This is a genomic window from Sphingorhabdus sp. 109 (assembly GCF_902506555.1).
Lineage (GTDB): Bacteria > Pseudomonadota > Alphaproteobacteria > Sphingomonadales > Sphingomonadaceae > Parasphingorhabdus.
The window spans coordinates 2556381-2581904 of record NZ_LR732707.1 but is presented as its reverse complement, the minus strand read 5'-3'; the positions used below and the strand labels follow the sequence as shown (position 1 = coordinate 2581904).

22 protein-coding genes are annotated in these 25524 nt (G+C 59.3%); 5 read left to right on the top strand and 17 right to left on the bottom strand.

Features of this window, described 5'->3' with window-relative positions; translation table 11 throughout:
* Window positions 1-29: 29 nt before the first annotated feature.
* Window positions 30-920: an alpha/beta fold hydrolase gene (locus tag BOSE62_RS12095; RefSeq protein ID WP_159646558.1), complete on the top strand. Its 891-nt coding sequence runs from the start codon at window positions 30-32 to the stop codon at window positions 918-920.
* A gap of 10 nt (window positions 921-930) precedes the next feature.
* On the opposite strand, the gene BOSE62_RS12090 is transcribed toward BOSE62_RS12095, so the two are convergent.
* The 7 genes from BOSE62_RS12090 to BOSE62_RS12060 all read right to left on the bottom strand — a co-directional run bounded on the left by BOSE62_RS12090 (window position 931) and on the right by BOSE62_RS12060 (window position 10792).
* The gene (locus BOSE62_RS12090; RefSeq protein ID WP_159646556.1) at window positions 931-1839 is read right to left on the bottom strand and encodes a diacylglycerol/lipid kinase family protein; all 909 of its coding nucleotides are present in this window, start codon (window positions 1837-1839) and stop codon (window positions 931-933) included.
* Between the two features lie 80 nt (window positions 1840-1919).
* Window positions 1920-3560: an acyl-CoA synthetase gene (locus tag BOSE62_RS12085; RefSeq protein WP_159646554.1), complete on the bottom strand. Its 1641-nt coding sequence runs from the start codon at window positions 3558-3560 to the stop codon at window positions 1920-1922.
* Window positions 3561-3648: 88 nt separating this feature from the next.
* Window positions 3649-4806 carry a CaiB/BaiF CoA transferase family protein gene (locus BOSE62_RS12080; protein ID WP_159646552.1) on the bottom strand — a complete coding sequence of 386 codons (1158 nt, stop codon included), beginning with the start codon at window positions 4804-4806 and terminating at the stop codon, window positions 3649-3651.
* Window positions 4807-4898: 92 nt separating this feature from the next.
* Window positions 4899-6053 (bottom strand): NAD(P)H-dependent flavin oxidoreductase, encoded by a 1155-nt coding sequence (locus BOSE62_RS12075; protein WP_159646550.1) that lies wholly within the window; start codon window positions 6051-6053, stop codon window positions 4899-4901.
* 87 nt (window positions 6054-6140) lie between these two features.
* Entirely contained in the window at window positions 6141-8135 is a 1995-nt protein-coding gene (locus tag BOSE62_RS12070; RefSeq protein ID WP_159646548.1) for an acetyl-CoA carboxylase biotin carboxylase subunit, read from the bottom strand.
* 106 nt (window positions 8136-8241) lie between these two features.
* Window positions 8242-9054 carry an enoyl-CoA hydratase/isomerase family protein gene (locus tag BOSE62_RS12065; protein WP_159646546.1) on the bottom strand — a complete coding sequence of 271 codons (813 nt, stop codon included), beginning with the start codon at window positions 9052-9054 and terminating at the stop codon, window positions 8242-8244.
* Window positions 9055-9169: 115 nt separating this feature from the next.
* The gene (locus BOSE62_RS12060; RefSeq protein WP_159646544.1) at window positions 9170-10792 is read right to left on the bottom strand and encodes an acyl-CoA carboxylase subunit beta; all 1623 of its coding nucleotides are present in this window, start codon (window positions 10790-10792) and stop codon (window positions 9170-9172) included.
* A gap of 121 nt (window positions 10793-10913) precedes the next feature.
* Here BOSE62_RS12060 and BOSE62_RS12055 point away from each other — a divergent pair, with 121 nt between their 5' ends.
* A complete protein-coding gene (locus BOSE62_RS12055) occupies window positions 10914-11642 on the top strand; it encodes a TetR/AcrR family transcriptional regulator (protein ID WP_159646542.1) in 729 nt (242 codons plus the stop codon).
* Between the two features lie 55 nt (window positions 11643-11697).
* Here BOSE62_RS12055 and BOSE62_RS12050 read toward each other — a convergent pair whose 3' ends face one another.
* The 3 genes from BOSE62_RS12050 to BOSE62_RS12040 all read right to left on the bottom strand — a co-directional run bounded on the left by BOSE62_RS12050 (window position 11698) and on the right by BOSE62_RS12040 (window position 16515).
* Window positions 11698-13887 (bottom strand): 3-hydroxyacyl-CoA dehydrogenase NAD-binding domain-containing protein, encoded by a 2190-nt coding sequence (locus tag BOSE62_RS12050; RefSeq protein WP_159646540.1) that lies wholly within the window; start codon window positions 13885-13887, stop codon window positions 11698-11700.
* Window positions 13888-14000: 113 nt separating this feature from the next.
* The gene (locus tag BOSE62_RS12045; protein WP_159646538.1) at window positions 14001-15215 is read right to left on the bottom strand and encodes an acetyl-CoA C-acetyltransferase; all 1215 of its coding nucleotides are present in this window, start codon (window positions 15213-15215) and stop codon (window positions 14001-14003) included.
* A 139-nt stretch (window positions 15216-15354) separates the two neighbouring features.
* A complete protein-coding gene (locus tag BOSE62_RS12040; RefSeq protein WP_159646536.1) occupies window positions 15355-16515 on the bottom strand; it encodes an acyl-CoA dehydrogenase family protein in 1161 nt (386 codons plus the stop codon).
* A gap of 151 nt (window positions 16516-16666) precedes the next feature.
* Between BOSE62_RS12040 and BOSE62_RS12035 the strand changes: the two genes are divergently transcribed.
* Window positions 16667-17233 carry an NADPH-dependent FMN reductase gene (locus tag BOSE62_RS12035; protein WP_159646534.1) on the top strand — a complete coding sequence of 189 codons (567 nt, stop codon included), beginning with the start codon at window positions 16667-16669 and terminating at the stop codon, window positions 17231-17233.
* Window positions 17234-17464: 231 nt separating this feature from the next.
* On the opposite strand, the gene BOSE62_RS12030 is transcribed toward BOSE62_RS12035, so the two are convergent.
* The gene (locus tag BOSE62_RS12030; protein WP_159646532.1) at window positions 17465-19981 is read right to left on the bottom strand and encodes a TonB-dependent receptor; all 2517 of its coding nucleotides are present in this window, start codon (window positions 19979-19981) and stop codon (window positions 17465-17467) included.
* A gap of 18 nt (window positions 19982-19999) precedes the next feature.
* Between BOSE62_RS12030 and BOSE62_RS12025 the strand changes: the two genes are divergently transcribed.
* Window positions 20000-20224: a hypothetical protein gene (locus tag BOSE62_RS12025; protein WP_159646530.1), complete on the top strand. Its 225-nt coding sequence runs from the start codon at window positions 20000-20002 to the stop codon at window positions 20222-20224.
* Here BOSE62_RS12025 and udk read toward each other — a convergent pair.
* Genes udk through BOSE62_RS12005 form a run of 4 tightly spaced genes read right to left on the bottom strand, consistent with a single transcriptional unit; the run spans window position 20218 to window position 23666 of the window.
* Window positions 20218-20838, bottom strand: coding sequence for a uridine kinase (gene udk / locus BOSE62_RS12020; RefSeq protein ID WP_159646528.1), 621 nt, complete (start codon window positions 20836-20838; stop codon window positions 20218-20220). The two genes, BOSE62_RS12025 and udk, sit on opposite strands and share 7 nt — an antisense overlap.
* On the bottom strand, window positions 20835-21779 hold the full coding sequence (locus BOSE62_RS12015) for an isopenicillin N synthase family dioxygenase (protein WP_159646526.1): 945 nt from the start codon (window positions 21777-21779) through the stop codon (window positions 20835-20837). The genes udk and BOSE62_RS12015 overlap by 4 nt, the downstream gene beginning before the upstream one ends.
* Window positions 21780-21823: 44 nt before the next feature.
* Window positions 21824-23056, bottom strand: a complete 1233-nt coding sequence (locus BOSE62_RS12010; protein ID WP_159648032.1) for a NupC/NupG family nucleoside CNT transporter — start codon at window positions 23054-23056, stop codon at window positions 21824-21826.
* Window positions 23057-23096: 40 nt separating this feature from the next.
* Entirely contained in the window at window positions 23097-23666 is a 570-nt protein-coding gene (locus BOSE62_RS12005; protein ID WP_159646524.1) for a TIGR00730 family Rossman fold protein, read from the bottom strand.
* 126 nt (window positions 23667-23792) lie between these two features.
* Here BOSE62_RS12005 and BOSE62_RS12000 point away from each other — a divergent pair, with 126 nt between their 5' ends.
* Window positions 23793-24434, top strand: a complete 642-nt coding sequence (locus BOSE62_RS12000; protein ID WP_159646522.1) for a queuosine precursor transporter — start codon at window positions 23793-23795, stop codon at window positions 24432-24434.
* A gap of 18 nt (window positions 24435-24452) precedes the next feature.
* Here BOSE62_RS12000 and BOSE62_RS11995 read toward each other — a convergent pair whose 3' ends face one another.
* Both BOSE62_RS11995 and BOSE62_RS11990 read right to left on the bottom strand, forming a co-directional pair.
* The gene (locus BOSE62_RS11995) at window positions 24453-25037 is read right to left on the bottom strand and encodes an NTP transferase domain-containing protein (RefSeq protein ID WP_159646520.1); all 585 of its coding nucleotides are present in this window, start codon (window positions 25035-25037) and stop codon (window positions 24453-24455) included.
* 14 nt (window positions 25038-25051) lie between these two features.
* A complete protein-coding gene (locus tag BOSE62_RS11990; protein WP_236553999.1) occupies window positions 25052-25513 on the bottom strand; it encodes a c-type cytochrome in 462 nt (153 codons plus the stop codon).
* Window positions 25514-25524 lie beyond the last annotated feature (11 nt).

The window sequence follows — 25524 nt, the reverse complement described above, 5'->3', positions numbered from 1 at the left end:
TCGGCTTTTGCGCAGCTCGGGAAATTTACATGCAAGTCTTGGCCAACGGCATCAATATTGAAGTGGAAGATCACGGCAACCCCGAGGATCCGGCCATATTGCTGGTCATGGGCTATACCGCACAGCTGATCTACTGGCCGATGGATTTCGTCAACGGACTGGTGGCTGAGGGTTTTCGAGTCGTCAGATTCGACAATCGGGATGTCGGTCTTTCCTATAAGTTTGATGGTGTGCGGCCACCACATCCGATCCGGCAGATGATCGCCAAGCGCTTTTTCCCCAAACGACGGATGGCGCCTTATGATCTGAGTGACATGGCGAAAGACGCAATCGGCGTGCTCGACGCGCTGAAAATCGACAAGGCCCATATTGTCGGTGCCTCGATGGGCGGGATGATCGGCCAGTTGATCGCTGCGGACCATGCCGACCGGGTCTTGTCCTTCACGCCGGTGATGTCATCGACAAATGGTCCCGGCCTGCCCGGTGCCGATGCCGAAGTCCGCAGGGTGTTGCTGCAGACCGCGCGGGCGAAAGCGCGGACACCGGACGAGGCTCTGGAACTGGGGCTAGCCTTTTCGTCGCTGATTGCATCAGAAGAAGGCCGTAACCGGACAGACGAACGGCGCGAAATGATGAAGCTGGCACAAGAGCGCGGATTCTACCCGCCCGGCCCGAAACGCCAGATGGCGGCAATTATCGACACCGGCAATCTGCGACCCGTGGCGCGACGGATCACCGCACCGACAATGGTTATCCACGGCGCAGACGACCCGCTCATTCCATTCGCATGTGGCGAGGATATCGCCGCCCATGTCAAAAATGCGCGGTTCGAGTTGGTAGCAGGCATGGGCCATGACCTACCGCCGAGCAAATTGCCGGCGATGGTCAATCTGATTGCGGACCATTGCCGCGCCGCCTAGACCGGCGCTCTTATGTCGGAAGCGGCAGGCAATAAATAATATTCTGCCCGGTCATCCTGATCTCTCCGGCTTGCCCGGAAAGCAGATCGCCATCCACTTGGAAAGCTGCCTGTCGGGACGGTTCGTCTATGGCCGTTATCGAGACGTGGCGCGCAGGCAGCGACTGGATAAATTCCAGCCGCGCCGGATCGCGGCCCAATGCTGCTGCCAGCAAAAAGCGAAAAAAATCGCGACGGCGCGCGCGCGTCAGTGCGACGACATGGAAAATATCGGCGGCCAATTCGGCAGACGGCGCCAGCGTCCAGCTGCCGGCATAATGATGTGCCTTGAGCAGGTAAAAAGCAGCGGTCGTCAGTCGTGATTCCGATCCGTCGGGCGCTTCCACCGTCAGGGTGAAACGCAGTTGGGGCCAGTCCCCGAACAGCTTGACCAGAGACCAGGCATAGGCGGCTCCGCCGATCCGTTTCTTCAGTGCCGGACTGTGCCGTGCGACCGCCTGTCCGTCCGGGCCTGCGCTGATGCAGGCGACAAAGGGCTGGTCATCCGCGGTGATCAGAGGGGCTTCCAGCCGCGCCACTTGCTTATCCAGATAACCCGCCATGATTTCGCGAGCGAATATTTCGGGATCGTCGGAATAGCCCAGTTCCCTGGCAACCAGATTGACGGTACCGGCGGGGAAAACGCAAAGCGGTTTCGAGAGACCGGTCCTTACCATCGATGCGACCACCAGCCGCAAGGCGCCGTCGCCGCCCGATACGCAGACAAGATCGCATTCGGGGAAGATTTCGAACCGCCCGTCTTTTTCGGTCCGGCCCAGCCGCACCTGCGCCCCGCAAGCCTGAAAAGCGTGCGACAAAACGTCCAGCCGCAATTCGTTAAAAGTGCCGGAAGCCGGGTTGTGGATGAGTTCGACAATCACGGGTCTTCCTTGCGGCGATCATACGTCGTCCGTCAATGGCTGAGGTGTCGGCAAACCATTTGGTCACCGATTCTGCGGGCCTAGGCCGGCACCTGCAACCGATCGAGGGCAATTTCCCTGGCCGCTTTGTATCCCGCCTTGCCATTGGCCGCGCGTGGCACCTCGTCAACCAGGATTATGGCACGCGGTGCCTTGTAAGCCGCAAGTTTGGAGCGGACATGCTCATTCAGTTCTGCTTCGTCGAAGCTTGCGTCTTCCGCTATCGACAGGACCGCCGTCACCATCTGTCCGAAGCGGTCATCCGGCACGCCGACAACGAGGCAGTCGTAGACACTGTCATGTGTCTTGAGCGCTTCTTCGACTTCTTCGGGAAAGATTTTCTCGCCGCCGCTGTTGATGCAGGCGGACCCGCGACCGAGCAGGGTGATCGAGCCATCGGGCTCGACCGTCGCAAAGTCACCGGGGATCGAGTAACGCACGCCATCGAAGGTCTTGAAGGTCGCGGCGCTTTTCGCTTCATCCTTATAATAGCCGAGCGGCACCATTCCGCCGTTGCAGATTAGCCCCATTTCACCGGACCCGGGGACCACCGGCTTGCCATCTTCGGTCAGTACTCTGGTGGTAGGGTTCATCTCGAACTTCGCGGTCTGGTCGCTGTCGATATTTTCCACCGTCGTGATCGACGTTCCCATGCTGCCTTCGGTCGAGCCCATGCTGTCGACGATCGCCATGTGCGGCAAATGGCCCAGCAGGCCGCGTTTCACCTCGGTTGACCACATTACGCCGGAACTGCCCATCAACTGAAGGGACGATAAATCAAAGGCTTGCCCTGCCGCCTTGGCCGCTTCCAGCGCCGCCAACATTGGCTTGGCAAAGACATCACCGACGATGGTGATATCGGTCACTTTCTCGTCCTGCGCCAGTTGCCAGAGCGCCGCCGGATCAAAATGGCTGTTGTTGCACAATATGACACAGCCGCCGAGGCTGTGCGGGACCATCGCGCCGATCCACATACCGGTGCCGTGCATCAGCGGGCAGGCCGGGATCGAACGTCCCGTCGCTCCGGCAGCATGGAGTTGCTGGACCAGTGCGCCGAAGCCGGAAGCATCGGTGGGCGGTTCCATTTCGCGCATTTCAAAACCCTTGGCGAGCAAAGCTGTGGCGAAGCTCTTGTGATCATACATCACCCCTTTGGGCATGCCGGTGGTGCCGCCGGTGTAGAGCATGTAAATATCATCGTTGGAGCGCTCTATCGACGGCATCGGCTGCGTGCTTTGCAAGGTCTCTTCATAGTCAAGAGCACCATCAAGATGCTCGCCCGAGCCGTCGTCGATTTCGAGGAAAAGCCTGACCCGTTCGAGCTGGTCACGGATCGTCGCGATCCTTGGTGCGAACTGGGCCTGGAAAACCAGCGCCTCGCTGTCGCTGTTGTTGATCACATGGGTCAGTTCCGCCTCGAGATAGCGATAGTTGACATTGACCGGTGTGACGCGGGCTTTGAAGGCGCCGAACTGGGTTTCCATATATTCCGCCGCATTATAGGAATAGATCGAGAGTTTGGCACCGGGCCTGAGCCCGTGGTCGGTCAGGATTTGCGCGACCCGGGCCGCCCGTTCTTCATATTCGGACCAGCTATAGCGTTTGTCGCCATCGACGATTGCGGGCTTGTCGGGAATTGCCGCAGCAATATTCTCCCAGATATCGGCCATCTGCCAGGTCATGCGATTCTCTCCTTATTTTTTGGGAGAGAATAGCCAGATTGCAGCCATGTGCAACCAGATCACGGCGACAGGATCCGATTGAAGCGGTCTATGGTTGCCGGTGTGTGGCAAGCTCGGCGAGAATCGCGTCGCTGTGCTCGCCTAGTGCCGGGCTGGGGCCGCAGGGCGCGAGCTTGGTACCACCAAAACGGGCCGGCGCACTAACATGCTGAACCGCGCCAAGCAGCGGATGTTCTGTTTGTTCGAATATGCCGATCGCGATGGCCTGCTGGTGGGCGGGCAGGTCTTCGAGCGCCAGGCAGGGGGCGGCCGGCACGTCATGTTCGGCGAGAGCGGCGACCATTTTGGCGCTGGTCAGGTCGGGCTTTTGCGCGGCGATGATCGAGGCAAGCTCCGCCATATGGACGCTGCGGTTGGCCATGCCCTGGTATTTTTCTTCCGTCTTCAGATCCGGGCGACCGACGATATCGAATATCGCCGCCCAGTGATCGTCGGTCATCGCGGCATAGGCGATGGCTCCGTCCGTGGATCGGAGCGGAAGCTGGTAATAGTCGGCGAAGGGGGCGCCGTCGGTCACGTCGTCGGCTTGCAGCGTCAGATGCATCCCGCCGTCCGGCCAGAGAAAAGCGACGCAGCTTTCCAGCATCGACAGATCGATATGCTGGCCGCCGGCACCGCGTTCGCGGGCGAACAGGGCGGCGGTGATCGCCTGCGCGGCAGTATAGGCGGTGATCTTGTCGCAGATCAGGGTTTTGACATAGGCAAAGCTATCGGGATGGCCCTGCAGGGTCATGAAGCCGGCCATCGCCTGCATCACATGGTCATAGGCCGGGCGGCCAGAGAGGGGACCTTCATGGCCAAAGCCGGTGATCGCGCAATAGACGAGCTCCGGCTTCTCCTGGCGCAGCGCCTTGCTTCCCAGACCGAGCCGGTCCATCACGCCGGGCCGGTAATTGTGGATCACCACATCCGCCTCCAGACAAAGCTGGCGTGCGTGGGCGATATCTTCTGCTGATTTCAGATCGAGGGTGATCGAGCGCTTGGCCTGATTGCAATTGTGGAACAGACCGGAGATGCCACCCTTCTGGCTGCCGAGCCAGCGCATCGGATCGCCAATACCCGGCGGCTCGACCTTGATCACATCGGCGCCCTGCTGGGCGAACATCATCGTTGCCAGCGAGGCGGTGATCATGGTGGAAAACTCGACGACCTTGATCCCGGCCAGGGGCTGTGTTGCTTCTGTCATGCGATCCTCAATCCCCACCCTGTCTCTGCAGAGCGCGCGCGACCATATGATGCAACCGGGTCTTCGACAAGCTCAGGATGGATAGGGGATTGTCATTCGCCCAGGTTGGCGGAAAGCCTCTCGTAAGCGGTGAGAAAATCTTCCTTGAAGCCCTGCACCACCTGACCCGCGGTCATCTGTTCGTTCATCAGGCCGACGCCTTGCCCGACCCAATAGGTGGCGAGATCCTTCGCGCCCTGATTGTCGCCCTGACTAAGCTTGTCGAGCACCCGCAGCGGCGGTTCGGCGACCAGCGATTGCAACGGCATCGGCAGTGGCGAGGGCGCGCCTTCCGCTTGCCATGCGTCGGTCCAGGGTGAGCGCAATTGCCGCGACGGTTTGCCGGTGCGCGAGCGCGCCCGGACCGTGTCGCGTGACGTGGCAGCGAGCATTTTTTCTTTCACTACCGGATTGGTTTCCGCCTCGACCGTGGTCAGCCAGACCGAGCCGCACCAGACGCCGCTCGCGCCCATCGCCATGGCGGCGGCCATCTGCGCGCCGGTGGCAATGCCGCCGGCGGCAAGCACCGGCGTATCATCGCCGATCTGGGACAGCGCGTTGCAGACCTCGGGGATCAGCACCATGGTCGATATATCGCCGGTATGGCCACCCGCTTCGCCGCCAACGGCAATGATGATATCGACACCGGCAGCAACCTGACTCATCGCATGGTCTCGTGTCCCGACCAGGGCGGCGACCGGAACGCCATGTCTCTGTCCCATTTCCAGCATGAACTGCGGCGGAATACCCAAGGCATTGGCGATCAGTTTGATTGGATGGCGGAAGGCGACTTCCAGTATCGCTTCTGCGGTGCCGCCGCGGAGATTGTCGGTAAAGGCGACCTGTTCGCGGCGCACCGCTTCGATATCCTCGGCGCTACGCTGCGGGTCGACGCCATGACGCTGCATGATATCATCGGTGAACTGCTTGTGCCGGTCGGGAATCGACGCGAGAACGGCTTCCGGGTCCGGCTGTTCGCCCTTGCCCTCGACCTTGTTCGGGACGATAATATCCAGACCATAAGGCTTGCCATCGACATGATCGTCGATCCAGCTGAGCTCCTCCTCAAGCGTCTCCGGGGAACAATTGACGCCGCCGAACACGCCCATGCCACCGGCTCTCGAAACCGCCGCGACAACATCGCGGCAATGGGAGAAAGCGACCAGCGGAAACTCGATGCCGAGCATGTCGCAGATTTTATTGTTCATTGGTGGGTCTCTCCGTTCGTGCTGAGCTTGTCGAAGCATGAGTGCGCGCGGGCTGCCCTTCGACAGGCTCAGGGCGAACGGTCGCTATCATGCCTCGTCGTTTTCTTCATCCGCGACAATCTCGAGAATCAGATCGTCGGCGGCAATCTGCACGCCTGCCGTTGCCGCGATACTTTCCACCGTCCCGTCAATTTCTGCGAGTATTTCATGCTGCATCTTCATCGCCTCGAGCACCGCTAGCTTGTCGCCCTTGGCCACCCGCGCGCCGGCTTCCACCAATATCTCGAGCAACAGCCCGTGCATCGGTGCGACCACGGTGCCGCCGCCGCCGGCGTCTTCCATGGCGCTGAATCCGGTCAGGTCGGTGACGGTCAATGACCGCTTGGGCAGCGCCAGATAGAGGGTGCGATGGTCGTCAAAATAGATCGTCTCGACCGTACGGCCGTCGACTCGCAATTTCGCCCGGTCTGCGGACAGGCTGATCAGCTCAATCGTGGCCGTTTCCTCACCGGAGCTGACCCGGTAATGGCCGGGCTTCTCGACATGGACATGGAGGGTCTGGGCATCCTCGCCATCGGCATATTGGGTGACTGTTTCCAGCGTGCCGGTGTTCGACCAGTCGAGCATTTCCGGATTGACGTTGAGCGCGAGCTTGTGCGCCGCCTGCTGCCGCAGCTTGTGATGGATGACCGCAGCGATCGCATAAGACGAAAAATCATGCGCGCCGAGAGCGACTCCGTCTTCGCCATAATTTTCGGCGACAAAGGCGGTCGTGGCCTCGCCCTTCACGAAGTCGGGCCGGTCCAGTGCATCGATCAGGAAATCGCGATTGGTTTTCGGACCGAACAGGGTGGTTTCCGAGAGCGCCCTGATCATTCGGCGACGGGCTTCATCGCGGGTAGCGCCATGGGTGATGATCTTGGCGACCATCGAATCGTAAAAGGGCGAGACTTCGCCGCCGCTTTCGATGCCGCTGTCGACCCGCGACAGGGCCGAGGGTTTCCACAGATGGACCGGGCCGGTGCTCGGCAGGAAATCATCCGCCGGGTCCTCGGCATAGAGCCGCACTTCCATTGCATGGCCGGTGAGCGTGATGTCATTTTGTTCAAGACCAAGCAAGTCGCCTGACGCAACTTTGAGCTGCAGCGCCACCAGATCGAAACCGGTGATCTCCTCGGTCACCGGATGCTCGACCTGCAGGCGGGTGTTCATTTCGAGAAAATAGAAACTACCCGCCTGGTCGAGCAGAAACTCCACTGTGCCGGCGCCGACATAATCGACCGCTTTTGCCGCCTCCACCGCAGCCGCGCCCATTTTCGCGCGCAGCTCTGGCGTCATGACAGGACAAGGGGCTTCCTCGATCACCTTCTGGTGGCGACGTTGAACCGAACAGTCGCGCTCGCCGAGATGGATGGTGTTGCCGTGGCTGTCGGCGAAGACCTGGATCTCGACATGGCGCGGTTTGATTATCGCTTTCTCGAGAATCAGTTCGCCATTGCCGAAGGCATTCTCCGCTTCGGACCGCGCCAGCTTGACCGCATTGGGCACGTCTTTCAGATCATGGACCAGCCGCATGCCGCGCCCGCCACCGCCAGCGGCCGCCTTGACCATCAAGGGCACCCCGATCGTCTTTGCTTCGGCAACCAGTCGGTCGTCCGACTGGTCGTCATCCTGATAGCCGGGCACGCAGGGCACGCCGGCGGCGATCATCGCCCGCTTCGACCGTGCTTTGTCGCCCATGACATCGATCGCCTTCTCCGGCGGGCCGACAAAGATGATATTCGCGTCGGCGCAGGCTTTGGAAAAGGCGGCGTTTTCCGAGAGGAAACCATAGCCCGGATGAATCGCATCCGCGCCGGTGTCCTTGGCCGCCTGGATAATCTTGTCGATCTGCAGATAGGATTCATTGACCGGAGCCGGGCCGATATGCACGGCGTCATCCGCCATTTTGACATGGGGCGCGTCGGCATCCGCATCGGAATAGACCGCGACGGTGCGCATGCCCTGCGTCTTGGCGGTGCGCATCACCCGGCAGGCGATTTCGCCGCGATTGGCGACCAGGAGAGTGTTGATTCGGGTCATGTGTAAACCTCGTCATGCTGAACTGGTTTCAGCATCTCGTGAGATGATGAACGGGAAAGGTCCTGAAAAAAGTCCAGGATGACGATTATGCAGAGGCGCTGATTTCTCATTCCGGCTTAACCACCCAATTGGGCTTGCGCTTCTCGAAGAAACTGGCGACGCCTTCCTTGGCTTCGTCGCTTACCATGCGATCGGCAAAATTCTCCGCGGCCAAGCGGATCACTTCGTCGCGCGGTTTTCCGGCAATCTGTCCAAGCAGTTCTTTGGTCGCGGCCACCGCACCCGGAGCTGCGCCCAGCACCTGTTTGCGCAGCTGCATTTCGATCGCCTCAAGGCCCGGCACATCATCAGCGATGAAATCGGCAAAGCCAAGCTTATGGGCTTCCGCTCCATCGAACCGTGCGGCGGTCAGCATCAAGCGGCGGCCAGTCGCATAGCCCAGCTTCTGGATCACAAAGGGCGAAATCTGCGCCGGAGTGACTCCGATAGCAGCCTCGGTCATTGCAAAGCGTGCGCCGCTTTCGCAAATCACGACATCGGCGCAGCAGCTCAGACCAAAGCCGCCCGCCATCGCTGCGCCCTCGATCAGCACGATCACAACCTGTGGCGCGCTGTTCACCAGGTCGAAAATCTCCGCTGCGCTGCTCGACATCTTGATGATCGCCGCGCGGTCGCCGCTCTTCTGGAAATTCTCTTTGAAATTCTTGAGATCCGCTCCGGCGCAAAATACGCCGCCGCGTCCCCGCAGGGTGATCCCGCGTACTGCACGATCATCGCGAACGCTTTTCAACACGCCGGCCAGTTCCGCTACCAATGCGTCGCTCAACGCATTGCGATTTTCCGGCTGGTTGAACCAGATGGTGAGCCAGCCTTGGCGCAGCTCAAGTTCGAGCGTCTCGGTTTGTGGAAGGTCGGTCATATCCTGTATCCCGTTCTGTGCTCCGGCCCCCGAGCCGGAGCCCTGGCGTCGGCAGCGCTGCGCCGCGAGAGCTCCGCATCAAGTGCGGAGCACAGCGTGAATGACTCCACGATTCTCATATCCGCGCCACCCCGAAAGCATTGGGATGAAGCGTCCGGTTCTGCGCCTCGAAAATCGTCTCCAGCGCAAAGCCCAGCACCTTGCGCGTATCGCGCGGATCGATCACGCCATTGTCGAGTATCCGGCCGGAGGTAAAGAAGGCGCTTTCCTGCGCTTCGAAAATATCCTTGATACGCTGTTCCTGCTTGGCGATCGCTTCTTCGTCGGGTTCGATGCCTTTGCGCTTGGCCTGCACCCGGGCGACATGGCTCATCGTATTGGCCGCCGAAGCACCCGCCATGACGCCAGTTTTCGCATTGGGCCAGCTGAACAGAAAGTCGGGTTCGAAGGCAGTGCCGCTCATACCGTAATTGCCGGCACCAAAGCTGGCGCCAATATAAAGGGCCAGTTTCGGGACCCGGACATTGGATACGGCCTGGATCATCTTGCTGCCCAGTTTGATCATGCCCTTATGCTCGGACTCGGTACCGACAATATAGCCGGTGGTGTTGTTGAGGAAGATGATCGGCAGCTCGGACTGGTCACAAAGCTGGAAGAAATGCGTGGCCTTGGCCGCCGCTTCGGGATCGAACGGGCTGTTATTGCCGATCAGGCCGACCGCATGGCCCATGATGCTTGCCTGCATGCAGACGGTACCCTGGCCATAGCGTGGTTTGAATTCCTCGAAGTCCGACCCGTCGACGATCCGCGCGGCTACCTCGCGGACATCATAGGGTATGGTATAGTCGACTGGTACTATACCGGCGATCTCGTCTATATCATAGACCGGTTCTTCATAGTCATTGCGTCGGATCGGCCTTGTATTCTTGTTCCAGTCGAGGCGGGCCATCGTCTCACGCGCGATAGCAATGCCGTGGGCATCGTCATCGGCGAGATATTCCACGCTGCCCGTGGTCGAAGCGTGCATTTCGGTACCACCGAGTTCGCGATCGTCCGCCACTTCACCGGTGGCCGCATGGACCAGCGCAGCGCCGCCAAGCGCCGCCATGCCATTGTCGCGAACGCCGATGACATAGTCAGACATGCCCGGCATATAAGCGCCGCCCGCGGTCGAAGGGCCGTGCAGCACCACCATCGTCGGGATACCCGCTGCGCTCAGCCAGGCGAGATTACGGAACAACATGCCGCCGTGTGCCCATAGCTCGACCTTATATTCCATCAGGTTCGCGCCAGCGCTTTCGACCAGATGGATGAATGGCATTTTCAGGTCTTGCGCAATTTTCTGCGCGCCCTTGCTGGCGTCCCAGCCACCGGTCGTCGCAGCACCAGCCCGGATGCCGCTGTCATCGACCCAGATCATGCAGCGCACGCCTTTGACAAAACCGATTCCCAATATCACGCTGCCGCCTGGAATGCTGGTGTCGGGATTGCTGTCCTCGACCAGATAATTGGCCATATTGTAAAGCTGCAGCCACGGCATGCCGGGATCGAGCAGGCGTTTCAACCGTTCGTGCGGGGTCAGCTGGCCGCGTTTTTCGAAAGTCGGCCGCCGTTTTTCCGATGCTTCTACCGCACGCTTTTCCAGCGACCGCAAATGATCGATCAGTGCCAGCATGTCCTTGCGATTCTGGGCAAAGCTCTCCGAACCGGTGACAATCTTGGATTTGAACTGGGGCATTGGTGCAGCGCCTCTTTCCGATTTTACCGAGCGAACCATTGACTATTTGACACGGCGAGTCCGCAAAGGCTAATTGAATAGCACTCGGTATATCCGAGTCAAGCTCAATAGAGGACAGAATTTGGCAACCAAGGCGGTCAATCCGGAAACTCGGCGGAGCAAGCTGGAGCGCAAGGAGCGGGCGATTCTCGATGCCGCCCGCGCCGTTTTTGTCGAGCATGGCTTCGACGGGGCGCGGGTATCCGAAATAGCGCGCCGGGCGCAGATCGGCGAAGGCACGATCTACAGCTATTATGAATCGAAGGCCGAGCTGATGCTCGCGGTGTTGCAACAATTCTGGGACGGGCTGACCCGGGAAGCCGAGGCGGTCATGGCGTCAGTCGCCGCGGACGGCTTTTTCGACCGGCTGCGGGCGCTGGCACAATATCATCTGAACATCCTGATCCTGAACGCCGACTTCATCAATCTCAGCTTTGCGCTCCGGCGCAACAACAGCGAGGTCAGCGTATCGCGCGATCATCTGCGGCAATATGTCGCGGTCTTCGACCGGCTGTTCCTGCGCGGGCAGGATCGCGGGGAATTGCGGCAGGATGCCGTGCTTTGGCAGGCGCGCGATATATTTTACGGCAGTCTGGAATATAGCGGGCGGTCCATCGAAATGACCCTGGACTCAGACCACAAGGTCCGCGAGCAGGCGCCGGTCGTGGAGCAGATGGTGGCGCTGTTCCGGTCGCATTACGGAGTGATCGACAAAGCCGACGCGAAAGACAGTTCGATGTTCGACCAACTGGCGCAAAAGCTCGACCAGCTTTCCGACAAATTCGACGCGCTATCCGAGCGCCTGTCCTAAGAGGCAAAAAAAGAGCCCCCGAAGGAGCTCTTTCCTATATTATTCTGATCAGACTTTAAGCCGCTTTGTAGAAGCTCTCGCCCTTATCGGCTTTCTCGCGGAAGCTCATCGGTGGTTTGAACCGTTCGCCATGTTTCTGCGCGAGATTGTCAGCGATGCGGACAAAATTATCGACGCCCATCGTGTCGATATGGCTCATCGGACCACCGGTCCATGGGGCGAAGCCCCAGCCGAAGATCGCGCCGAGATCGGCCGATTGCGGATCGGAGACGACGCCTTCGTCGAAACATTGCGCTGTGGCGATCAGCTGAATGAACATCAAACGCTGCTTGACCTCTTCGACAGCCGGCTGTTCTTCGGCCAGCGGGAAATGGTCGGCAAGGCCGGGCCACAATTTCTTCGAACCGTCTTCGGCATATTCGTAGAAACCACCGCCAAAGCGTCGGCCACGCCGGTCGATCTTGTTGACCATGATTTCCATCAGATCCTCGGTACCGCTCGGAACATAGGCGTCGCCCATTTCTTCCTTGGTCGAGGTCATGATGTCATAGCCGAGCTGCAGTGTCGTTTCATCGACCACGGCGAGCGGACCGATCGGCATGCCCATGGCGATGGCGGCATTTTCAATCAGCGCCGGCTTCACGCCTTCGGCAACCATCAGCATCGCTTCATTGGCATAAGGCGGGAAGACGCGGTTGGTGTAGAAGCCGCGGACGTCCTTGACGACAATCGGAACCTTGCGGATTTTCGCATTATAGTCGAGCGCGACGGCCAGAGCCTTGTCACCGGTTTCGGCGCCAGGGATGATCTCCAGCAACGGCATTTTCTCGACCGGCGAGAAGAAGTGCATCCCGATAAACTGGTCGGGCCGTTCGCTATTCTTGGCGAGGCCGGTGATCGGCAGGGTCGAGGTGTTGGACGCAAAGACTACATCCTTGCCGATGACCGCTTCGGTTTTCTTGATCACATCGGCTTTGACATCGGGGCGTTCGAACACTGCCTCGATGATCAGGTCGACATCTTTCAGATCGTCATAATTGTCGGTCGGGGTGATCCGGGCCATGAAGGCATCAGCCTTTTCCTGGGTCATCTTGCCGCGCTTCACGCCCTTGTCGACGATCTTCTGGCTGTAATCGATGGCCTTTTGCGCTTCCTCCATATTGCGGTCGAGGACGATGACATTCATCCCGCCCTTGGCCGTGACATGGGTGATGCCTGAGCCCATCAGGCCGGCGCCGAGAACGCCGACGGTCTTGATGTCGGACGGTGGAACGCCCTTTGGACGGGCGGCGCCTTTTTCCGCTGCCTGCTTGTTGATGAACAGGGTGCGGATCATATTTTTGGCTTGCGGGCCGGCAAGCAGCTTGGTGAAATATTTGCTCTCGACGCGGAGGGCGGTGTCGATCGGCAACATCGAACCTTCATAGAGGCAGGACAGGATCGCCTTGACCGCTTCGAAATTGCCCTTGCTCTGCTTCAGCGCGATAGCCGAGGAACCGAGGTAAAGTGGCACAGCGCGGGGATCCATCGATCCTGCGCCACCGGGGAATTTATAGCCCTTTTTGTCCCATGGCGCGGACGCTTTGGGATTGGCCTTGACCCATGCTTTGGCCTTGGCAACGACTTCGTCCGCCGGGACGACTTCATCCACGATCTTCTGCGCGAGCGCAGCCTGCGGGTTCATCGGCTGACCGGTCATGATCGCCATGCCGGCGGCCTGCAGGCCTGCGAGACGTGGCAGGCGCTGGGTGCCGCCGCCGCCTGGCAGCAGGCCAACCTGCACTTCGGGCAGGCCGAGCTGGATTTTCGGATAGTCGGCGCACACACGATAATGGCAGGCGAGTGCCAGTTCCAGACCACCGCCGAGGGCGAGGCCGTTCAGCGCACAGGCCACCGGCTTGGCGTGGGCGGTGCCCTTGAGCAGTTCCTTCGCCGTATGGCCGCCGGTTTCCATGCGGCGCAACAAGCCGTTCAGTTCCCATGCGCTTTCAAACGCTTCGGCCATGCTGTCGGCCTTGGATGCTCCGAGCATGTTGAGATCGGCACCGGCGAGGAAGCCGGATTTCTTGCCCGAAGTGATTACCGCGCCCTTGATCGCGTCATCGCTGATCAGCTCTTCGGTGAATCCCTTGAAATCGGCGATCAGCGCCTGGTTCCAGACGTTCATCGACTGGCCGGGCAGGTCGATGGTGACGAGGGCGATGCCGTCGCTGTCGATGTCGACTGTCAGTGTTTCGTAGCTCATGTTTTTTCCTTTCCTGTTCTCCTGCGAAGGCAGGAGTCCATCTCCGGATTGTTGTGCCTGGCACGAACGGGAGATGGGCCCCTGCCTGCGCAGGGGCACTGCAATCTGTGTTCCTAGTTCACGCGCTCGATAATCGTAGCGATACCCATGCCGCCGCCGATGCACAGCGTCGAAAGAGCGGTGGACTTGCCGGAGCGTTCGAGCTCGTCGAGCGCGGTGCCGAGGATCATCGCGCCGGTCGCGCCGAGCGGATGGCCCATGGCGATCGCGCCGCCGTTGACGTTGATGTCGCTATGGTCGACATTCATTGCGTCCATGAAGCGCAGGACGACGGCAGCAAAGGCTTCGTTCAGTTCCCACAGATCAATGTCCTTCGCGGTCATGCCGGCGCGTTCGAGCGCCTTTTTCGCTGCGAATTCGGGTCCGGTCAGCATGATTGTCGGTTCCGAACCGATGGAAGCCATCGAAATGATCCGGGCGCGCGGTTTGAGACTGTATTTTTCGGCGGCTTTTTCATTGCCGATGAGGACGGCGGCCGAACCGTCGACGATACCGGAGCTATTGCCGGCATGATGGACATGGTTGATCTTCTCGACCTCGGGATGCTTGAGAATCGCGACATCGTCAAAGCCGGGCATCTGTTCGCCCATCATCTGGAATGCGGGGCCGAGCGCGCCGAGCGATTGCATGTCGGTTTCGGGGCGCATCAGTTCGTCATGGTCGAGCACGACTTCACCGATGACATCACGGATCGGCAGGATCGATTTGGCAAAGCGCTTCTCGTCCCAGGCCTTGGCAGCGCGTTTCTGGCTTTCGACGGCATAGGCGTCGACATCATCGCGGCTATAGCCATATTTGGTGGCGATCAGATCGGCGGAAATGCCCTGCGGCACGAAATATTCCTGAAAGACGAGAGAGGGATCGGCCATGCCGCCGAGACCGTCACTGCCCATCGGGATGCGGGACATGGATTCGATGCCGCCGCCGACGGCCAGATCGGTTTCGCCGGAGCAGACCTTGCCGGCCGCGATATTCACCGCTTCCAGACCGGACCCGCAGAAGCGGTTGACCTGGATTGCCGAGGTGGTGTCGGCATAGCCGGCTTTCAGCGCCGCCATGCGGCTGATGACTGCGCCCTGTTCACCCACGGGAGAGACGCAGCCAAAGGCGATATCCTCGACTTCATGGCCTTCAAGCTCGTTGCGGTCATTGATCGATGCCAGCACCTGGGCCGACAGATCGAGAGCGGTGATTTCATGCAGGGCGCCATCATTGCGGCCCTTGCCGCGTGGGGATCGCACTGCGTCATAGATAAAGGCTTCGGTCATTTGGGTTCCTCTCGCTGGAAGAATTGGAAAAGTGTTGCGCAATGCTAATGGTGCAGTGCAACACAGTCAAGCAGTTTACGTAAACGTCAACCTGGTCAGAGGGCGACTCGCCCCCTGACCGACGCTATTCCGCTATAAACTATTCGAGGATAGATTGATATTTCTGGCTGAAAACGTCACGGCCGATGATGTAGCGCATGATCTCGCTCGACCCGGCGTAGATGCGGCTCATCCGGGCGTCGGTGAAGATCCGGCTGATTTCATATTCCTTCATATAGCCGGCGCCGCCGTGCAGCTGCAGCCCGAGATCGGCCATTTCCCACTCGATCTCGCTACCCAGCATCTTGCCTTTGGCGGCGATATTGGCGGTCAGCCCGCCCTGGTTGTGGATGTCGATACAATGGTCGACATAGACCTGGAACATGTCGATTTTTGCGTCCATTTCGGCCATTTTGAACTGGGTATTCTGCATATCCGACAATTTTTTGCCGAAAACATCCCGTTCCATGACAAATTCGCGTGTCACGTCAAATGCCCGCCGCGCCGATGCGGCATAGCCGACCATCCCGATCAGCCGTTCCTCGGCCAGTCCTTCCATCAGATGGATGAAGCCCTTGCCCGGCGTCCCCAGCGTATTTTCCTTGGGGATTTTGACATTGTTGAAAAACAGCTCTGCCGTGTCCTGCGCGTGCAGGCCGATCTTCTCCAGATTCTGGCCGCGTTCGAAGCCTTCCATGCCGCGCTCGACGATCAGCAGCACCATCGCATGCTTGTCATCAACCCCGTCGATCTTGGCCGCGACAATGACCACGTCGGCGTTGATGCCGTTGGAAATATAGGTTTTCGATCCGTTGAGCAGCCAGTGATCGCCCATATCCTTTGCCATGGACTTCATGCCGGACAGATCGCTGCCGGCACCCGGTTCGGTCATAGCAACAGCAAGGATCGTTTCACCGCTGACGCATTTCGGCAAGAAACGCTCGCGCTGTTCTTCATTGCCGATATTCTGCAAATAGGGTCCGACCAGCCGGCTGTGCAGCGTATTATACCATTCGGCGCAGCCCGCCCGCACGGTTTCCTCGATAATGACCTGCTCGTAACGGAAATCATTGTCGCCCATGCCGCCATATTTCTCGTCCGGCCAGATCATCAGAAAGCCTTGGTCGCCCGCCTTTTTGAATATCTCGCGGTCGACAATGCCGGCTTCGCGGAATTCGTCCATCCGCGGCGCGACCTCGTCGGCGAGGAAGCGGCGATAGGCATCGCGGAACATATGCTGTTCTTCGGTAAATTTACGCATGGGAGATTCCTTTGGTCTGAGAAAAGAGAAGCGCGCGCAGTCCGCCCGTTGGCTACGGTCATAATGCCGCAAATTTAATCGGTCAATTAAGAAACAAAGCCAGGGCACAAGGCCGTTGCAATTGCCCACCAACCCTCGTTATGGCAATCCTGTGCAACAGACAGAAAAACCTTTCATCCTCGGGCTTGGCGGTACGACCAGCCCGACTTCCTCGACCGAAGTCGCGCTCGGAATTGCTTTGCAAGCCGCCGAAGATGCCGGCGCCGAAACCGAATTGTTCGGATCGGACCGGCTGATGGCGCTGCCGCATTACCGTTCGGATCCGGCCGGCCTGAACCAGACCGGCAAGGATCTGGTCGAACTGGTGCGGCGCGCCGACGGCATTGTGATTTCCAGCCCCGGCTATCACGGTACCGTTTCCGGCCTGGTCAAGAATGCGATCGACTATATCGAAGAGACATCGACCGACGCGCGGGTTTATCTCGACGGGATACCGGTCGGCCTGATCGTCACCGCCTACGGCTGGCAAGCGGTAGGCAGCACCCTGGCGGCGCTGCGCTCGATCGTCCACTCGCTGCGCGGCTGGCCGACGCCGCTGGGCGTCGGCATCAATGCATCGGGCGGCATGTTCAGCGAGGGCATATGCACCGATGAAAGCGTCAATCAACAGCTGAAACTGGTTGCCCAGCAGGTGATGCTGCGCAGCGAAGTGCACTAGCTTTTCCGGCAGTCAGCCGTCGCCCCCGTTTTCTCGGGCCGGGCGTCCTATCACAGCCATTTTGAGCATTGGCCGGCGGATCGGCCTGCAACTGTTGCGTAAAAGAACGTTGCGTCTTGCGGAGCGCGAACCCCCAACGAAAAACGGCGGCACTCTGCAGCACCGCCGAATTCCTGCTTTCCAAATCCCCGGTGCGAAACTGCTACGCACCGGGTGGATTGGTTTCTTGGCTTAGTAACCGAAGATCAGCGAGATGCTCGCCGCGCGTGGTGCGCCGATCTGGACGAATGGCGAATTGCCATCGAGGTCGCCGCCAAAGCCTCCGACATAGAGTTCGTCGAACAGATTGGTCACGTTCAGCTGTAGCGCAACATCGTCACCGAACGGGTTCTGCGTGATCGTCCAGCGCAGGTCGAGGTCGACCAGCGTGTAACCACCGACAGAGCGTTCATTGGTGTCATTCACCCAGCGCTTGCCGGTGTGCTTGACCTGGGCACCCAGTTCGAAGTCACCAAATTGCTGCTGCACGCGTGCACCAACGGTCCAGAGCGGGGCTCCGCTTTCATTCTTGCCGGCCGTGAGGGCAAAGATCGGATCGCCAACCGCGGTGCACTGGGCAACGCCATTGGTTATGTCGGTCGCTGAGCAGACGTCGGTCTGTACATTGTCCTTGATTTCCGATTCGTTGATCGAGCCGAAGACATAGACCATCGTTGCCGGTGTCGGAGACCAGGCAACCGAGGCGTCGAGACCATATTTGTCGACACGGCCGAGGTTCCGGAATACCGATTCATCGAGAATCGGATCATAGGAAGATGCCAGTCGGTTGTTATAGCGCGTGTACCAGCCAGCAAATTGTGCCTGGATGTTTCCGCTCTGATACCGGAGACCCAAATCGAGGCTGTCGGTTGTTTCAGGTACCGGCTGTACGCCCGGAGCATCTTCCGGGAAATAGAGCGAGTCATAGAGCGGATCGGTAGCCGGGACCGAAAGCCCCTTGGCATAGTTTGCAAACACCGATGCGCTGCCGAAAGCGTAGGTCAGACCAATGTTCGGCAGAATATCGTCATATTTATATGTGCGTGACTGCGGCACTGCCGAACCGGTGACAGTGTTGGTTGCTGCATCATAATTATATGGGTTGGCTGCTTCGTAGGCCGCGCTGACGCCGCCCACGCAATCGAGGAAACCGCTTGCCGAAGTGGTGTAGCAATTCTGGTTCAGTTCGCGCTTGAAAAATGGTGCGCGCAGACCGAGTACCGCGGTGAGATCACCGAATGTACCGCGATATTCACCGGAAATCTGGTGCAGGGTTGCATAAGACTGACGGTCGCGCTTGTTGAGCTCGAAGCCGTCAACCGTAACCAGACCATCGTTGACCGGGAAAACATCGGCGATTTCGCCGTTGAACAGAGCGACTGAGGTCTGGCCCGTCTGACGGTGGTTGGCATCGTCATAAGTATAGGCAAGACGGAAACGGTGGTCCGGGTTAAGCTCGTAGGAGAGGTTGGAAATAACACCAAAACGCCGGGTGCGGGTCTGGCTTGGATCGTGACCGGTTACTTCGTCAAGCGTATCGCCGTCACCGTTGAGGTCGCGACCGAAATAATAACGTCCGCTAATGAAACCGGTCATTTCAACGCCGCCAACGTTGCGCGTCTGCTCGAGCAGTTCTTCGTCACCGCCGCCATTGGCTTTTACATATTGGAAGCTTGGATCGACCGAAAGAACCAGGCCGTCGGTCAGAGTGAAGCGCGACGCACCGCGGATGTTGCCGGTGTTCGACGGGTTGTAACGACGGTCAAATTCGGCGCCGCAATTGTTGTCGCTCTGGGCGGTTCCGGCTTGCGGCAATTCTACCGTACAAGGATAGTTGATGTCATAGAAGCGATCCGCACGCGTCTGCGGGAAGCTGTCCAGCGAGAAGGAACCGAAGAAGTTGTTCCGGTTTTCATTATAGTGACCGGCCACAGCGATGAAGTCGCCGTTGCTTCCGATATCCTGCCAGATACGGCCATTATATTGCTGCTTCTCGACAATGCCGTAATTGTTGAACGGATTGTTGTAGCGCGTATAGCTTGCCGAAACGAATGCCTTGGTACCGAAACCGGTAATGTCGCCGGTATCAATCATGCCAAAACCACGAACATATAGACGGTCGCGGTTGCCGTTATCGCCTTTTGCAAAGGTGCTGCCAGTCGAAAGCGTGCCGGTGAGCTTGAATTCGTCGCTCGGCTCGCGGGTGCGAAGGTTGATCGTGCCACCGACGGCCGAAGCAGTCGGGCTGTCGACGTCGGTCACGCCCAGGTTGACGTTAACCTGCTCGATGATTTCCGAATCGACCTGCTGGTTGGTGTACAGCGCGTAGTTGCCCGAATCGTTGAGCGGCAGGCCGTCAAGCGTCTGCGAGATGCGGTCGTCGCTGAAACCGCGGATGGTGAACGAACCGCCGGAAGAACCCCAGGGATCATTGTTCTGGAAGCTGACGCCGGGAACAAGGTTGACGATATCATTGACCGTCTGGCCGGGCCGCTGGCGCCGGATGATTTCTTCCTCGAGAACCTGTTTCGCCTTCGGCGTGTTGGGAATTTCTACTCCGCCCACATCACTGGACCGGCCGCCGGTGACGATGATGACATCATTTTCGAAATCGCGCGTACCGGTGGACTGTGCCGATGCCGGTGTAGCCAAGAGGCCTGCGGTGGAAAGGCTGACAACGCTGACAGCCAAAAGATATTTTGTTTTCATGATAATCAATCCCTGTTCATGAACGGCGTTAAGAGAAACGGACTTAAGGTGAATGCTGGCGAATTTTTGCGCTGCCAGACCAAAGCAGGAGCTGCTCTAGGTGCCAATAATGACAGTTTTGTCTCAATTGAAACGCCAAATGCCGCAGTGCAGCATTTTACTTTTGTAACAATGCGATTCTGTGGGAAAAAATGGGTGGAAATCCAGTCGAACCCGATCGGTCCGCTCTCATTAGGTCACTGATTTTGAGGGAATATTTCCGCCATGATCCGGCGGATTGGCTGTTTATAGTGCAATTCCGACTGTTGCGAATTTATCACGATATCCGCATGAATTTTGGAAGGTTCGACATGCAGATCGTGCATCGGGCCTACCTGATTGACAAATTGATCCTCTACGGATTGGGCGCTGCGGCCTCTTTCGCGGATGTCGCGCTCGAGTCTGCGGGCAAAACGGGTTTCTGAATCGCATTCTACAAAAATGCTGAGATCCATCAGATCTCGCAATGGTGCGTGTTGCAGTATCAATATGCCATCGAGCAGAATGACCGGGCGCGGCTCGGTTCGCCGGGTTTCCGTTTTGGGCATATGCGTCGGGAAATCATAGAGCGGCCGGTCAATCGCCTGTCCGGCTCTCAGTTGCGTCAGCTGCGTGCACAGCTTGTCAAAATCGACCGCATTGGGATGATCGAAATTGGGCCCGCCCTTGCCCTGCGGGGCATCGCCAAGGCCGAAGAAATAATCGTCCTGCGGCAGGATGACGCATTGATCGGGGCCAAGGGCTTCGAACAGCAGTTGCGTCAGGGTCGATTTCCCGGAACAGCTGCCGCCGCTGATGCCGACCACTTTAACGGTCATGCCAGTCCGATTTCGCGCAGCCGCTGCATTAGATAATCGTGCGCGGTGATCGGTTCCGGATAGAGGTCCGGATGGGTATCATCGACGCTGCTCGGCAATGTCTCGATCGAATAATCCGGGCGAAAGTGAAGAAAGAAAGGCATCGAGTAGCGCGAAAAGCCACGCCGCTCCGGTGCCGGGTTGACCACCCGATGGGTGGTCGAGGGCAGGCGGTTGTTGGTCAGCCGCTGCAGCATGTCGCCGATATTCACCGCCAGCTCGCCGGGCTTCGGGGTTACCGACCGCCACTGGCCATTCCGGTCGAGCAGTTCCAGGCCGGCTTCTTCGGCACCGATCAGCAGCGTAATCGTGTTGATATCCTCATGCGCTCCCGCGCGGACGGCTGGCGAATCTTCGGGTACCGGAGGATAGTGGATCAGCCGCATCACCGAATTGCCGTCGCGCACCGTGTCGACGAAGAAATCCGGCGCCAGTCCGAGGAAGCGGGCAATCGCCTCCAGAATGCGCGCGCCGGCCTTGTCGAAGGCAGCGAACATCTCGAGATAGGTTTCGCGAAATCCGTCGAGTTCCTTGGGCCAGATATTGGGTGGCATGAAGGATTCGAACGCGTGGCCGGCCGGCAGGTCGCGGCCGATATGCCAGAATTCCTTGAGATCGCTGATATTGCTATCCTTGGCGCTTTCGGTACCGAAAGGCGTGTAACCGCGGGCGCCGCCACCGCCGGCTATGTGATAGGATCGCTTCACCGCTTCGGGCAGAGCGAAAAAGGCGCGTGACATGGCTTCGGCGCGTTCGATCAGGTCCTCCGATATGCCGTGATCGGCGACCACCGCGAAGCCCCAGTCGGAAAAGCTGCGGCCAATCTGTTCGGCAAATGCGTCGCTGTTGTCGTCCGCCATGGCGAGCGAAACGGCGGCCAATGTATCCGGGTTCTGGGTCATGCTCTTAAAATGCGCTCTCGTGCTTCATTGTCAATCGGGATGAATCAGGCCAGCGACAGCAATATGCCGGCCAGCGCTGCGCTCATCAGATTGGCGAGTGATCCGGCTGCCAAGGCGCGTAGGCCAAGGCGGGCAATCACCGGACGCTGGTTGGGAGCCAGGCCGCCAGTGACCGCAAGCTGGATGGCGATGCTGCTGAAATTGGCGAAACCGCACAAAGCGAAAATGACGATCGCATTGGTCAGCGGGGAAATGCCCGCCTGCATCTTGCCGAGCTCGATGAAGGCGACAAATTCGTTGAGCACGACCTTGGTGCCGAACAGTCCGCCAGCGTTCAGCGCCTCTTCCCAGGGTACGCCGATGAGATACATGATCGGAGCAAAAACATAGCCGATCACTTGCTGGAAGCTGAGTTCCGGATAGCCGAACCAGCCGCCGATGCCGCCGAGCAGGCCATTGGCCAGCGCCACCAGCGCGACAAAAGCAAGCACCATTGCGCCCACGGCAACCGCCAGCTTGACGCCGGTTTGGGCGCCCATTCCCGCAGCCATGATGATATTGGCCGGCTTTTCCTCTTCATATTCAACCGCGACGACCAGCTCTTCCGGCGCCGGATCCTCCGGATTGTCCGGCATGATGATCTTGGCCATCATTATGCCACCCGGCGCCGACATGAAGGCGGCGGCGAGCAGATAGTCGATCCGGATGCCCATGGCCGCATAAGCCGCCAGAATGGTGCCGGCGACACCAGCCATGCCGACGCTCATCACGGTGAACAGCTGCGACTGGGTCAGGCTGGCGAGATAGGGGCGGATGACCAAAGGCGATTCGGACTGGCCGACGAAGATATTGGCCGCGGCGCAAAGCGATTCGACTTTGGAGATGCCGGTGATCTTCTGGATGCCGCCGCCGACCCATTTGATGACGAATTGCATGATGCCGAGATAATAGAGGATCGAGATCAGCGCCGAGAAGAAGATGATCACCGGCAGCGCCGCGATCGCGAAGCTGTTGCCGCCAATCGACGGGTCGGCGAGCGGGCCGAAGATGAAATTGGTGCCGGCGGAGGCATAGCCCAGCAGATTGGAGACGCCGAAGGCCATCGCCTCGATCACTCGCTTGCCGGCCGGAATATAGAGTACGATCACGGCGATCCCGGCCTGCAGCGCAAAGGCGGCGCCGACCACGCGGAATCGGATATTCTTCCGGCCGGTTGACAGGGCAAAGGCAATCAGCAGGATCAGCGCCATGCCGGCGATGCTTGTCAGGATCGGGATCATCGGAATCTTCCAGTCGCTGTTTCAGGTCGGATCGGGCTCACCAAGTAAAGCTGCCGGTTTCATTGTTGCAGGCGGCGGCGAGCCGGTCGAGGCAGTCGTCGATGTTGTCGGAGATAATCAGATGCTTGCGCCGCTCGGCCGAGACGAATCCCTGCTGCGACATCGTATCGAGAAAATCGATCAGCGAATTCCAATAGCCGCCAATATTCAGGATGGCGAACGGCTTGTTGTGATAGCCAAGCGCGTTCCAGCTCCAGGCCTCGAACAGTTCATCCATCGTGCCGACGCCGCCTGGCAAGGCGACAAAGGCGTCGGTCAAATCGGTCATCCTGGCTTTGCGCTCGTGCATATTCTTGACGATGTGTAGCTCCGTGACGCCGGTATGGGCGACTTCGAGATCCTTCAGCATTTCGGGAATAACGCCGTGGACGCGGCCGCCCTCGGCCAGCACGGTATCGGCGATAATGCCCATCAGGCCAAGCCTGCCGCCGCCATAGACCAGTTCGACATCACGCTTCGCCATGGCCCGGCCAAGCAGAACCGTCGATTCGGCATAGGCCGGGTCCTGTCCGGCATTGGCGCCACAATATACTGCCAGTCTCTGCAAAACATCCCCCGATGACGCGAGCCGAGGGGCCGCGATCTGCTGCTTCCGATATTCTTTCCCCTATAGAAAAAATCACACTTGTGACTATTTCTTTTTTTTCGTGGCCGATCGCGCTAGGCATTTGCGATGACCGAGATATCGAAAACCAACCTCATCCCGCGATCCCTTTTTGTCTTTGCCGTGCTCTATGGCGGCATGACCTGTATCGCCGGAATATTGGGCGCGAAGCAGGTCGCAATTGGCCCGCTAGCGGTGGAAGCAGGTATTTTTCCGTTCCTGTTGCTGGTGGTCCTGTCCAGTTCGGTGGCCGAACTGCACGGTCGGGATGTCGCCAACCGTCTGGTCCGTCTGGGCTTCGTGCCGCTGATCACCGCGATCGTCCTGATCCAGATCGTGCTGGCGTTGCCGACCGATCCGGGCATGTACGAACCGGCGAAAGAAGCCTTTCCAATCATTTTGGAGCAGGGCGCACGTCTGATGTTCGCCGGGATTATCGCTTATGGCGTGTCGCAGTTTCTCAACGTCTATATCTTCTCCCGGCTGGCGGCGATGAAAGGCCGGATGCTGGCTCTGCGCGCGGCCATTGCCAGCGCCCTGTCCCAGCTTGTCGATACGGTCATCTTCATCACCATCGCCTTTTACGGGGAGCGCCCGATCGGGCAATTGCTGCTGGGTCAGGGGTCGGCGAAAGTGGTCCTGTCCTTCCTGCTGGTGCCTTTCCTGATCGTGTTTTTCGTGAAACTGGGGCAGAGGCTGGACCGCGACTGACCGCGTTTCAGCAAGCCGCTACCTGATTTGCCGGATAGAGAGATTGGCTTCCGCCAAATCTCCGGCTGTGTCGATATCTGTCAGCAGCCGGTCGCTGCCCGCCACCAGAACCGCATTAGCCAGCAGTTTTCGGGCGCCGGTATCGCCTTTCAGTTCCACCAGCTCGGCCAGCGCGTCGGCCGGGAAAATCGCCGGCGGCATCGGCTGACCGTCGCGCGCGGATGCGACGGTCCGGGTTCCGCCTGTCTGGTCGAAGGCCGCGACCAGTTTCTCGATATGGTCGCGCGTCACGAAGGGCATGTCGGCCAGCATCAGGCAAAGACTGCTCGCTCCGGCGTCGATGGCGCGGGCGGCGGCCAGCCGGACAGAGGTCGCCTGACCCTGCGCGGCCTTGTCATTGTCCAGGACTTCGTAACCCATGTCGCGCCAGCTTGCCGCGCAGACATGGTCCGGGGTACCGATCACCAGCTTCCCGCTGAAGGGCATTTCCGCGCCGGTCGCGGTTGCGTGCAGGCCGAGCATCCGGTCGCCGAGCAGCGCGCCCAGCTTGTCCTGATCGCCGAACCGGCGCGACTGCCCGGCCGCCAGCAGCGCCAGCATCATGCCGGACTTCCCGTTCAATTGGCGGTTACGCTATCGATATAGGCGATGACCGCCTGTCTTTTTGCCGCGTCCGCAATCGCACCGGCCACCATCGTCGTGCCCGGAATTTTGGCTGCGGGATCGGCGATGAAGCTGTCCAGTTCTGTGGCGGTCCAGGTGATGCCCGAGCCTTTCAGAGCGTCCGAATAGGCAAAACCGGCAACCTCGCCGGCCCCGGCCCCGACAATCCCGAAGAGATTGGGACCGACGCCATTGGGCGCACCTTCCTCTAGCGTGTGGCAGGCGGTGCAATTGGCAAAAGCGGCTTTTCCTTCGGCCAGCAATGCATCGGCTGGCGCTTCGGCGGAAGCAACGGCGGCGGCCGCGCCGGGTTCGCGGACGATGATTTGTTCGACCGGTCCCGGTGCGGGATCGGCGCCACAAGCCGCTAGGACAATCAGGGAAGAGAGAGCGGCGGCGCGGATCAATAGCAGCATTTCAGGTCTCC